General features: G+C 68.7%; 4 protein-coding genes. 3 read left to right on the top strand and 1 reads right to left on the bottom strand.

Translation table 11 applies throughout. The annotated features are described in order from the left end of the window. Position 1: 1 nt before the first annotated feature. On the bottom strand, positions 2–2,629 hold the full coding sequence (locus OG413_RS00635) for a SpoIIE family protein phosphatase (RefSeq protein WP_266802304.1): 2,628 nt from the start codon (positions 2,627–2,629) through the stop codon (positions 2–4). 399 nt (positions 2,630–3,028) lie between these two features. Between OG413_RS00635 and OG413_RS00630 the strand changes: the two genes are divergently transcribed. The 3 genes from OG413_RS00630 to OG413_RS00620 all read left to right on the top strand — a co-directional run bounded on the left by OG413_RS00630 (position 3,029) and on the right by OG413_RS00620 (position 12,438). Next, positions 3,029–8,476, top strand: a complete 5,448-nt coding sequence (locus tag OG413_RS00630) for a HAMP domain-containing protein (RefSeq protein WP_266802302.1) — start codon at positions 3,029–3,031, stop codon at positions 8,474–8,476. Between the two features lie 244 nt (positions 8,477–8,720). Beyond that, positions 8,721–9,404 carry a two-component system response regulator gene (locus OG413_RS00625; protein ID WP_266802300.1) on the top strand — a complete coding sequence of 228 codons (684 nt, stop codon included), beginning with the start codon at positions 8,721–8,723 and terminating at the stop codon, positions 9,402–9,404. 238 nt (positions 9,405–9,642) lie between these two features. Continuing rightward, positions 9,643–12,438 carry a DNA translocase FtsK gene (locus OG413_RS00620; protein WP_266802298.1) on the top strand — a complete coding sequence of 932 codons (2,796 nt, stop codon included), beginning with the start codon at positions 9,643–9,645 and terminating at the stop codon, positions 12,436–12,438. The last annotated feature ends 174 nt before the right edge of the window (positions 12,439–12,612 follow it).

The following is a 12,612-nucleotide window of genomic DNA, read 5'->3' as shown; positions in this document are numbered from 1 at the left end:
GTCAGACGAGCGGCGGTTCGGGGACGCGCATGGCCAGGATGGCCATGTCGTCGGAGGCCGGCTCGGCCGCGAAGCGTTCGACGGCGCGCAGGATGCGGGCGGCGACGGCCCCGGCCGTCAGGCCCGTACACGTGGCGAGGACGTCCGCGAGGCCGTCGTCGCCGAGCATGCGGGCGCCTTCACGGCGTTCGGTGACACCGTCGGTGACGCACAGCAGGACATCGCCCGGGTCGAGGGTGACCTCCTGCTCGTACAGTTCCAGGTCCTCGATGACGCCGAGCAGCGGCTGAGGCTCGGCGGCCGCCTCGACGGAGCCGTCCTGGCGCAGACGCAGCGGCAGTGGGTGCCCCGCGCACACCACCTTCAGGAGAGCGCTGCCGTCCTCCTGGGGCCACAGCTCCCCGTACAGCAGCGTGAGGAAGCGGCTGCGTGTGCCCTCGTCGAGGATCGCGGCGTTGAGCCGTTCCAGCACGGCCGGGCCGCCGAAGCCCTCACGGGCCAGCAGACGCAGGGCGTGCCGGGCCAGGCCGGTGACGGCCGCGGCTTCCGGTCCCGTACCGCAGACGTCACCGATGGCGAAGCCGTACGCACCGTCGCGGATGGGGAAGACGTCGTAGAAGTCGCCGCCGACCTCGTTGCCCTCGCCCGCCGCGCGGTAGATGACCTCGATCTCGACATTGGGTACGTCGGGCAGGCCCGGAGGCAGCAGGCTGCGCTGCAGGGACTGACTGATCGCCGTGCGCTCCGAATACAGGCGGGCGTTGTCGAGGGCCAGCGCGGCCCGTCGGGAGAGGTCCTCGGCCAGTTCCAGGATCTCCTGGCGGAAGTGGTCGTCGGAGGGCTTCCCGAGCGTGAGCATGCCGATGACGCGGTTGCGGGCGACCAGGGGGAGTACCACCGTCTCCCCGCCCACGGCCGAGGCCGTGGCCAGTGTGGTGCGGGTGGCCACGCCCATGCTCAGCGGCGCGTCGCGGTCGAGGCTGCGCATGGAGGTGAGGAGCGCCGCCTGGTGGGCCGCTTCGGACGGGGCGGCCCAGACGCGGGCGCCGGGGGTCGGCACCGGATCCGGCGGGTCGATCTTGGAGAGCAGGGCCTTGAGCCCGTCGATGAGGTCCTCGTCCTCATGGAGGACATAGGAGAGATACGGCTCCGAGGACTGGTCCGCGATGGTGTAGACGGCGCACCAGGTGGCGAGCGTGGGCACCGTCATCTGGGCCATGAGCGCGAGGGTCTGGTCCCGGTCGAGGGTGCCGGCGAGGAGGTCGGACGCCTCGACGAGGAAGGACAGGGAGCCGCGGCGCAGACGCTCCAGCTCGCCCAGGCGGGCGGATTCGACGGCGAGGGCGATGCGGTCGGCGGCGAACTGGAGGCGCAGGGCTTCCTCGTTGGAGTACCGGCCCGCCGCTTCGGCCGCGACGCCGAGGGAGCCGGTGAGGCGGCCCTCGACCTTCAGCGGGACCGTGACGACGGAGCGCATGCCGGTGTCGCCGAGCAGGGGGACGGCGCCGGGGACCGCGGTGAGGTCTTCGTGGACGGCGGGCATCCGGGCGGAGCCGTAACGTCCCGTTCCGGCTTCGACGGGGACCCGGGCGAAGCGCTGGCGGGCCGAGGGGAGGCCGGTCGTGGCGCGGACCTCAAGTTCGGTCTCGTCGTCGGTGGCCAGCAGGAGGAAGGCGGCGTCGGCGTCGAGCATGTCCCGGGCGCGTTCGACGGTGCGCTGGAGCAGGCCGTCGAGGTCGTCGGGGGCGGGGGAGCCGATGAAGACCTCGAACGGGTCCGCGGCGCGGTTCTCGGCGCTCGTGTCGGAGACGGGGGTGCGTACGGGGGAGAGGAGCACGGCGCGTTCGTATTCGCGGACGAGGAGGCAGACGGTGGACGGTTCGCCCTCGGTGTCGCGTACCCGTAGGTGCGAGGCGTAGACCGGGATGACGCGGCCGTCGGAGCCGCGGATTCCGTAGCTGCCCTCCCAGCGGGAGAGCTGGAGCGCGTCGGCGATGCCGGTGTTGGTGCCCGGGGTGTGCGGCCAGGCCACGAAGTCGGTGAGCTGTTTCCCGGTGACCTGGTCGGCCGCGTGACCGAAGAGGAACCCGGCGTCGTCGTTCCACGCGGAGATGGAGCCGGAGCGGTCGATCTGCACGACGGCGACGCGTACGCGTTCGTCGGTGACGGGGAGGAGCGCGGTCGGCAGCACCGGGCCCGCGGAGCGGATGCCCACCGGGCGTTCGGGGAGGTCGAGCTGGAACCAGACGTGCTTGCGCGTCGGGGTGTACTCGACGCCCCAGCGGACGGCGAGGGCGGCGCAGAGCAGCAGGCCGCGGCCGCTCTCGCGGTCGGGGCTGCCGAAGTCCAGAGCCGTGCTCTGGAGCGGGACCTCGCGTTCCGGATAGTGGTCGGAGACCTCGACGCGTACGCCGTCCTCGGTGCGCAGGCACAGCACGTCGGCCGCGGTTCCCGCGTGCACCACGGCGTTGGTCACGAGCTCGCTGGTGAGGACGACCGCGTCGTCGACGACATCGTTGTACCCCCACCCCTGGAGGGTGTCCCGGACAAAGGCGCGGGCGGTCGCGACCGAACGCCCGACCGGGTCGAAGGTGGCAGCCGCGCGCGCGGTGATCACAGCACTCCCCATATGGTGTCTCGTCGCTTCCCCGAGTCCTGTGCCCGATTCTCGCCACTTCGATTCGCTTGCCAGGCTAGACGCTCGTTCACTGTCGCGGGTACACGAGGGCCGACTTCGGGACCGGATACCCCGGCGGTTCCGCGCGGGCGCACAACCATGGGCTCCCAAGGGAGGGATGTGCTGCAACCACTGGAGGTTCCACCCCGACCGGTTCCGGCCTGGTACGTTTCAACGATTTGACGTCCGCATGGTCACCCGTCAACGGTGTGCTGTGGACGTGAGCCAAAGTGGAACTGGGCAAGCTTCCGGATAAGCCCGAGCGATACGGTCAAACCCTGCGGGAGGGACACGGTGGAGTCTGGCGTGGCGGCGCGGGGTTCAGGAACGCGCACAAAAGGCGGACAGTCCGTGAAAAAACAGCGCAATGGGGCCATCGATGTGGACGCGGCGGCTCTGAACAGACTGCTCGCGGCCCTCGTGGCGATGCGGGACGGCAATTTCCGCAGGCGGCTGACCGTCTCGGGCGACGGCGTGATGACGGAGATCGCGGCGGTCTTCAACGAGGTCGCCGACCGCAATCTTCATCTCACCGGTGAGCTGGCCCGCGTGCGGCGTGTGGTGGGACGTGAGGGAAAACTCACGGAACGGCTGGAGACGGGGGCCTGCGAAGGTTCCTGGGCGGCCGCGATCGATGCCTCCAACGAGCTGGTCGATGATCTCGCGCGACCGGTGTCCGAGGTCGGCCGGGTGCTCTCGGCGGTCGCCGACGGTGATCTTGAGCAGCGGATGGAGCTGCGCTCGCACACGGCGGACGAGACGGTACGGCCGCTGCGCGGCGAGTTCCTGAAGGTCGCCCGTACGGTCAACAACCTGGTCGACCAGCTGTCGGCGTTCACCGAGCAGGTGACGCGGGTCGCGGTCGAGGTGGGGACCGAGGGCAAGTTGGGCGGGCAGGCCCAGGTGCGCGGCATGTCCGGGTCGTGGAAGGACCTCACGGACTCCGTCAACACCATGGCGTACCGGCTGACGGCGCAGGTGCGGGACATCGCGCTGGTGACGACGGCGGTCGCCAAGGGGGATCTGTCACGGAAGGTCACCGTCCATGTGGCCGGTGAGATGCTCCAGCTGAAGAACACCGTCAATACGATGGTCGACCAGCTGTCCTCGTTCTCCTCCGAGGTGACCCGTGTCGCGCGTGAGGTGGGTACCGAGGGTGAACTGGGCGGCCAGGCGACGGTGCCCGGTGTGGCCGGGGTGTGGAAGGACCTGACCGACTCCGTCAACACGATGGCGGGCAACCTCACCTCCCAGGTGCGTGGCATCGCGGAGGTGACGACGGCGGTCGCCAATGGCGACCTGTCGCAGAAGGTCACGGTGAGCGCGCGTGGCGAGGTCGCCCAGCTCGCCGAGACGATCAACCAGATGACCGAGACGCTGCGGACGTTCGCGGACGAAGTGACGCGTGTGGCCAGCGAGGTCGGTGGCGAAGGTCTGCTGGGCGGTCAGGCCCAGGTGCCGGGGGCGGCGGGGACGTGGAAGGACCTCACCGACTCGGTGAACACGGTCTTCCGGAACCTGACGACCCAGGTGCGCGACATCGCCCAGGTGACCACCGCGGTGGCCAGCGGGGACATGACGCAGAAGGTCACCGTCAACGTGGCCGGCGAGATGCTGGAGCTGAAGAACACCGTCAACACGATGGTGGACCAGCTTCAGTCGTTCGGTTCGGAGGTGACCCGGGTAGCCCGGGAGGTCGGTGTCGAGGGCCGGCTCGGCGGTCAGGCCGAGGTGCCGGGGGCCGCGGGGACGTGGAAGGACCTGACCGACTCCGTCAACACGGCGTTCCGGAACCTGACCGGTCAGGTGCGGGACATCGCGCAGGTGACGACGGCGGTCGCCAACGGCGACCTGTCGCAGAAGGTCACCGTCGATGTCGCGGGCGAGATGCTGGAGCTGAAGAACACCGTCAATACGATGGTGGCGCAGCTGTCGTCCTTCGCCGACCAGGTGACGCGGATGGCGCGGGACGTGGGCACGGAGGGCCGTCTCGGCGGCCAGGCGCGGGTCGACGGCGTGCTGGGGACCTGGAAGGAACTCACCGACTCCGTCAACTTCATGGCGGGAAACCTGACGTCACAGGTCCGCCAGATCGCCCAGGTGACCACGGCCGTGGCGCGGGGTGACCTGTCGCAGAAGATCGACGTGGATGCCCGGGGCGAGATCCTGGAGCTGAAGAACACCATCAATACGATGGTCGACCAGCTGTCCGCCTTCGCCGATCAGGTGACCAGGGTGGCCCGCGAGGTGGGCACGGACGGGCGGCTCGGCGGCCAGGCACAGGTGCCCGGTGTGGCCGGGGTGTGGCGTGATCTGACCGACTCGGTGAACGGCATGGCGGGGAACCTCACCGCTCAGGTACGTAACATCGCGCAGGTCGCCACGGCGGTGGCGCGGGGTGACCTGTCGCAGAAGATCGACGTGGACGCCCGGGGCGAGATCCTGGAGCTGAAGAACACCCTCAACACCATGGTCGACCAGCTTTCCAACTTCGCCGAGCAGGTGACCCGGGTCGCCCGTGAGGTGGGTACGGAAGGCATCCTCGGCGGTCAGGCCGAGGTACAGGGGGTGTCCGGTACGTGGAAGGACCTCACCCAGTCCGTCAACGGCATGGCGAACAACCTGACCCTGCAGGTCCGCAATATCGCCGAGGTCACCACCGCGGTCGCCAAGGGTGATCTCTCCAAGAAGATCACCGTTGACGCCAAGGGCGAGATGCTCGAACTGGTGACGACGGTCAACACGATGGTCGACCAGCTGCTGAACTTCGCCGACGAGGTGACGCGGGTCGCCCGCGAGGTGGGTACCGAGGGCATCCTCGGCGGTCAGGCCAGGGTGCGCGGCGCGACCGGCATCTGGAAGGACCTCAGCGACAACGTCAACCTGATGGCCAGCAACCTCACCAGTCAGGTGCGCAACATCTCCCGGGTCTCGTCCGCGGTCGCCAACGGCGATCTGACGAAGAAGGTCACCGTCGAGGCGCGCGGTGAGGTCGCCGAACTCGCCGACACCGTCAACACGATGGTGACGACACTGTCCTCGTTCGCGGACGAGGTGACGCGAGTCGCCCGCGAGGTGGGTACCGAGGGCGAGCTGGGCGGACAGGCCAGGGTGCCGGGAGTCGCCGGTACCTGGAAGGACCTCACCGAGTCCGTGAACTCGATGGCCTCCAACCTGACCGGCCAGGTGCGCCAGATCGCCACGGTCACCACGGCGATCGCCAAGGGCGATCTCACCAAGAAGATCGACATCGACGCCCGCGGTGAGATTCTGGAGCTGAAGAACACCATCAACACGATGGTCGATCAGCTGTCGTCGTTCGCCGAGCAGGTGACCCGGGTGGCCCGTGAGGTGGGCACGGAGGGGCAGTTGGGCGGTCAGGCCCGCGTCCGGGACGTCGACGGCACCTGGCGCGACCTCACCGAGTCGGTGAACGAGATGGCCGGGAACCTGACCCGTCAGGTGCGCGCCATCGCGGCCGTCGCCACCGCGGTGACCCGCGGCGATCTGAATCTCAAGATCGATGTGGACGCGGCCGGCGAGATCCAGGTGCTGCAGGACAACGTCAACACGATGATCGCCAACCTGCGGGACACCACTCTCGCCAACAAGGAGCAGGACTGGCTCAAGGGCAACCTCGCCCGGATCTCCGGTCTGATGCAGGGCCGTCGCGATCTGGACGATGTCGCTTCGCTGATCATGAGCGAGCTGACCCCGGTCGTCTCCGCGCAGCACGGCGCGTTCTTCCTGGCCATGGTGCCGGGCGATACGGGAGAGGTCGGCTCGGACAGGGGTGAGGACCCCTCGTACGTGCTGCGCATGCGCGGCAGTTACGGCTACTCGGCGGGCTCGATGCCGACCTCCTTCCGCCCCGGCGAGACGCTGATCGGTACGGCGGCCGAGGAGAAGCGGACCATCCAGGTGGACAACGTGCCGCCGGGTTATCTGAAGATCTCCTCCGGGCTCGGTGAGGCGCCGCCCGCGCATGTGATCGTGCTGCCGGTGCTCTTCGAGGGCAAGGTTCTCGGCGTGATCGAACTGGCCTCGTTCCAGCCGTTCACGCACATTCAGCGGGACTTCCTCAATCAGCTCGCCGAAATGATCGCGACGAGTGTCAACACGATCAGCGTCAACACGAAGACCGAGAAGCTCCTCGAACAGTCCCAGGAGCTGACCGAACAACTTCGTGACCGCTCACAGGAGTTGGAGAACCGGCAGAAGGCGCTCCAGGCGTCCAACGCCGAACTGGAGGAGAAGGCCGAACTGCTGGCCCAGCAGAACCGGGACATCGAGGTGAAGAACACCGAGATCGAGGAGGCCCGGCAGGTCCTGGAGGAGCGCGCCGAGCAGCTCGCCGTGTCGATGCGCTACAAGTCCGAGTTCCTGGCGAACATGTCGCACGAGCTGCGTACGCCGCTCAACTCGCTGCTGATCCTCGCCAAGTTGCTCGCGGACAACGCCGAGGGCAACCTCTCGCCCAAGCAGGTGGAGTTCGCCGAGACGATCCATGGGGCCGGTTCCGATCTGCTCCAGCTGATCAACGACATCCTCGACCTGTCGAAGGTCGAGGCGGGCAAGATGGACGTCAGCCCGACCAGGATCGCGCTGGTCCAGCTGGTCGACTACGTGGAGGCGACGTTCCGGCCGCTCACGGCGGAGAAGGGGCTCGACTTCTCCGTACGGGTGTCCCCGGAGCTGCCCGCCACGCTGCACACGGACGAGCAGCGACTGCTCCAGGTGCTGCGCAACCTGCTGTCCAACGCGGTGAAGTTCACCGACAGCGGCGCGGTGGAGCTGGTGATCCGGCCGGCCGGTGCCGATGTGCCGAACGCGATCAGGGAGCATCTGCTGGAGGCGGGATCGCTGCGTGACGCGGATGCCGATCTGATCGCCTTCTCGGTCACGGACACCGGTATCGGCATCGCGTCCAGCAAGATGCTGGTGATCTTCGAGGCGTTCAAGCAGGCGGACGGGACGACCAGCCGCAAGTACGGCGGTACGGGCCTGGGCCTCTCCATCAGCCGCGAGATCGCCCGGCTGCTCGGCGGCGAGATCCATGCGGCGAGCGAGCCCGGACGGGGCTCGACGTTCACGCTGTATCTGCCGCTGCACGCCAGCGAGCTGCCGCCGCAGGGCTACCCGCAGTTGGGCCCCGGCCCCATCGAGGTCCACGGCATGGCGGCCGAGCACGCCCTGCACGCGGAGGCCGTCCAGCGGGCCGGGCAGGCTCCGCTTGGCGATCCGGCCAACTCGGCGGGGATGTTCCGGCGGCGCCGCAAGGCGCTGGGGGATGCGGCGCGACAGCCCGCGTTGCCGGCCGGTACGCCTGCCCGCGGAGGTGCGGGCGGCGTCGGGGGCGGCGCGCAGGAGGAGTGGGTGCAGGGAGCGCAGGAGGAGCCTGAGGTCCGGCGGACATTCCGGTTCCGGGGCGAGAAGGTGCTGATCGTCGATGACGACATCCGCAATGTCTTCGCGCTCACCAGCGTGCTGGAGCAGCACGGCCTCTCGGTTCTGTACGCGGAGAACGGCCGCGAGGGCATCGAAGTCCTGGAGCAGCATGATGATGTGACGGTCGTACTGATGGACATCATGATGCCGGAGATGGACGGCTACGCGACGACGACGGCGATCCGCCGGATGCCGCAGTTCGCCGGGCTGCCGATCGTCGCGCTCACCGCGAAGGCGATGAAGGGTGACCGCGAGAAGGCCATCGACTGCGGGGCTTCCGACTATGTCACCAAGCCGGTCGACCCTGATCATCTTCTTGCGGTCATGGAGCAATGGATGCACGGAGAGTGATCGAGGATTGGGTGAATCGCAGTGAATTGCTGACCGACTGTGGCCGAACGGGTGTGAGCGCGGGATTTCCGGGGAACTTTCTGGTCTCCCACCGCGTTTGGGCTACGTGCACAGTGACATCGCGGTGACAGGGTGTGGTGACGGGCGGGGTGCGGCTACCATGACCGGCACAAGGACGGACGGCGTAAGGGAGTCGTCCCCTGGGGCGGCACCCGGTGCGATTCCGGGGCGAGGAGGACGGGCCATGGTGCAGAAGGCCAAGATCCTCCTGGTCGATGACCGGCCGGAGAATCTGCTGGCGCTGGAGGCCATCCTCTCTGCGCTCGATCAGACACTGGTACGGGCATCGTCAGGGGAGGAAGCGCTCAAAGCGCTGCTGACGGACGACTTCGCGGTCATTCTGCTGGACGTCCAGATGCCAGGCATGGACGGTTTCGAAACCGCCGCGCACATCAAGCGTCGGGAGCGGACCCGGGACATCCCGATCATCTTCCTCACCGCGATCAACCACGGTCCCCATCACACCTTCCGGGGCTATGCGGCCGGTGCGGTGGACTACATCTCCAAGCCGTTCGACCCGTGGGTTCTGCGCGCCAAGGTCTCGGTCTTCGTCGAGCTGTACATGAAGAACTGTCAGCTCCGTGAGCAGGCCGCGTTGCTGCGGCTCCAGCTCGAAGGCGGCGGCCACTCGGGCGGGCAGCACGAGAGGGAGCCGGCCGGCCTGCTGGCCGAACTCTCCGCGCGGCTCGCGGCGGTGGAGGAGCAGGCGGAAGCCCTCTCCAAGCAGCTCGACGACGAGTCCGCGGATGCCGGTGCCGTGGCGACCGCCGCCCATCTCGAACGCAAGCTCACCGGGCTGCGTCGCGCGCTCGACGCGCTGGAGCCGGGCACGAGCGGCAACGCCGGTGTCCTGCCCGCGCAGCACTAGTCGCACCGGCCGGGCGCAGGGACGCCGGCGCCCGGGGAACCGGGGCGGGCGGCGGCCCTCGTGGGGAATCTGCCGGGGCATCCGCGGCTTCTCTTCCGGGGCACCTGGTGCTTCCGGGCTGTCCTGCGGCGCCTACGGCGTGAGTGCGCGTCAGCTTCCGGCCCCGGTAGGGCGACACGGTCGGGTGAACCTGTAGGCACGCGTGTTCACTGGCGTCGACAACGGTAACCTCGGACCCATGGCCTCACGTACGTCCGGCAAGGGTTCCCAGGGCACGGCGGGCACCGCGAAGCGCGTCGGCCGTACCGCGGGGCCGGCGAAGAAAGCCGCGCCCGCCAAGAAGTCCGTGCCGAACAAGCCCCCGGCGAAGAAGTCCGCGCCCACGAAGAAGGCTCCCGCCAAGAAGTCGGCGGCCAAGAAGCCCGTGCCCAAGCCTGCCCCGTCCCCCACCGGCGGTGTGGTGTGGCTCGTGCGCACCGTGTGGCTCGGTGCCGCGCACGGCGTCGGCGCACTGTTCCGCTCGATAGGGCGTGGTGCGAAGGGCCTCGACCCCGCACACCGCAAGGACGGCCTCGCGCTCCTCCTCCTCGGCCTGGCGCTGATCGTGGCCGCGGGCACCTGGTCGAATCTGCGCGGACCGGTGGGCGATCTCGTCGAGATGCTGGTGACCGGAGCGTTCGGCCGGCTGGATCTGCTCGTCCCGATACTGCTGGGCGCCATCGCCGTACGGCTGATCCTCTATCCGGAGAAGCCGGAGGCGAACGGCCGGATCGTCATCGGGCTCTCCGCCCTCGTCATCGGCATCCTCGGACAGGTCCACATCGCCTGTGGAGCCCCGGGGCGCGAGGACGGCACCGAGGCGATGCAGGACGCGGGCGGTCTGATCGGCTGGGCCGCCTCCAAACCGCTCATCTTCACGATGGGCGAGGTCCTCGCCGTACCGCTTCTGCTGCTGCTCACCGTCTTCGGGCTTCTCGTGGTCACGGCCACCCCCGTCAACGCCATTCCCCAGCGGCTGCGGATGCTCGGCGTCAAGCTGGGCATCGTCGACCCGGTGTACGAGCCCGGCGCGGACGACGCCGTCGACGACGACCGCTACGACGAGCAGTGGCGCGAAGCGCTCCCCGACCGCTCGCGCCGCGGCTCCGCGCGCCGTTCGGAGGCGGACGGGGAGTACGACCCGGACCACGTCGAGTCGGAAGCGCTCTCCAGGCGCAGGAGGCCGCGCAGGCAGTCCGTACAGCCCGCGATGAACCGGCCCATGGACGCCGTGGATGTCGCGGCGGCCGCCGCCGCGGCGCTCGACGGAGCGGTGCTCAACGGAATGCCGCCCTCGCCGATCGTCGCCGACCTGACCCAGGGCGTCTCCGCGGACCGGGACCGGGCGGGGACGCCCGTACCCGGAGCCCGGGAGGCGGAGAAGAGCGGTGCCGGGGCGAAGGGCCGGGGCACCGGGAGGACGGGGTCGCCCTCCGGCGGCGTACCCGATCTGACGAAGCCGGCCCCGGAGCACTCCCAGCCGTTGCCCGCCCGCGCCGAGCAGCTCCAGCTCTCCGGGGACATCACGTATGCGCTGCCCTCGCTCGACCTGCTGGAGCGGGGCGGGCCCGGAAAGACCCGCAGCGCCGCCAATGACGTGGTCGTCGCCTCGCTGACGAACGTGTTCACGGAGTTCAAGGTCGACGCGGCCGTCACCGGCTTCACCCGCGGCCCGACGGTCACGCGGTACGAGGTCGAGCTCGGCCCGGCCGTGAAGGTCGAGCGGATCACCGCCCTGACCAAGAACATCGCGTACGCCGTCGCCAGCCCGGACGTCCGGATCATCTCCCCGATCCCCGGCAAGTCCGCGGTCGGCATCGAGATCCCGAACTCCGACCGCGAGATGGTCAACCTCGGTGACGTACTGCGTCTCGCGGACGCGGCGGAGGACGACCACCCGATGCTCGTGGCGCTCGGCAAGAACGTCGAGGGCGGCTACGAGATGGCCAACCTCGCGAAAATGCCGCACGTCCTGGTGGCCGGTGCGACCGGATCCGGCAAGTCCTCCTGCATCAACTGCCTGATCACCTCGGTCATGGTGCGGGCGACACCGGACGACGTCCGGATGGTCCTGGTCGACCCCAAGCGGGTCGAGCTCACGGCGTACGAGGGCATCCCGCACCTGATCACGCCCATCATCACCAACCCGAAGAAGGCCGCCGAGGCCCTTCAGTGGGTCGTACGGGAGATGGACCTGCGCTACGACGACCTCGCCGCGTACGGGTACCGGCACATCGACGACTTCAACCACGCCGTGCGCAACGGCAAGGCCAAGGCGCCCGAGGGCAGTGAGCGGGAGCTGTCGCCGTACCCGTACCTGCTGGTCATCGTCGACGAGCTCGCCGACCTCATGATGGTCGCTCCGCGTGACGTCGAGGACTCGATCGTCCGCATCACCCAGTTGGCCCGCGCCGCCGGTATCCATCTGGTGCTCGCCACCCAGCGGCCCTCGGTCGACGTGGTGACCGGTCTGATCAAGGCCAATGTGCCCTCGCGGCTGGCCTTCGCGACCTCCTCCCTCGCCGACAGCCGCGTCATCCTCGATCAGCCGGGTGCCGAAAAGCTCATCGGGAAGGGTGACGGGCTGTTCCTGCCGATGGGGGCGAACAAGCCCACGCGTATGCAGGGCGCCTTCGTCACCGAGGACGAGGTCGCGGCCGTCGTCCAGCACTGCAAGGATCAGATGGCCCCGGTCTTCCGCGAGGACGTCGTGGTCGGAACGAAGCAGAAGAAGGAGATCGACGAGGACATCGGCGACGACCTGGATCTGCTCTGCCAGGCAGCTGAGCTGGTCGTCTCCACGCAATTCGGGTCGACCTCGATGCTCCAGCGGAAGCTTCGGGTCGGCTTCGCCAAGGCCGGCCGGCTTATGGACCTGATGGAGTCCCGCAACATCGTCGGGCCCAGTGAGGGGTCCAAGGCGCGCGATGTGATGGTGAAACCGGATGAGCTCGACGGGGTGTTGGCGGTAATCCGGGGGGAAACTGCTCCGTAGAGGTTCTGTGGGCAACCGTTTCGGCCGGTCGTACGTCAAGTTGAGGGAGGGACAGCGGATGCTTCTTCTACAGCGTTTTCCGCTGGTTCAGCCCGATCCTCCGCTTCCCCCGTCGCTCAATCCTCCGCTTCGCCCGTTGCTCAGTCGAATGATCAGTTCCGTGCTCCGCCCCCC

Source organism: Streptomyces sp. NBC_01433, from assembly GCF_026340105.1.
In the GTDB taxonomy this organism is placed as follows: domain Bacteria; phylum Actinomycetota; class Actinomycetes; order Streptomycetales; family Streptomycetaceae; genus Streptomyces.
The sequence above is the reverse complement of the archived record's forward strand: the minus strand, read 5'-3'. Positions and strand labels throughout refer to the sequence as shown.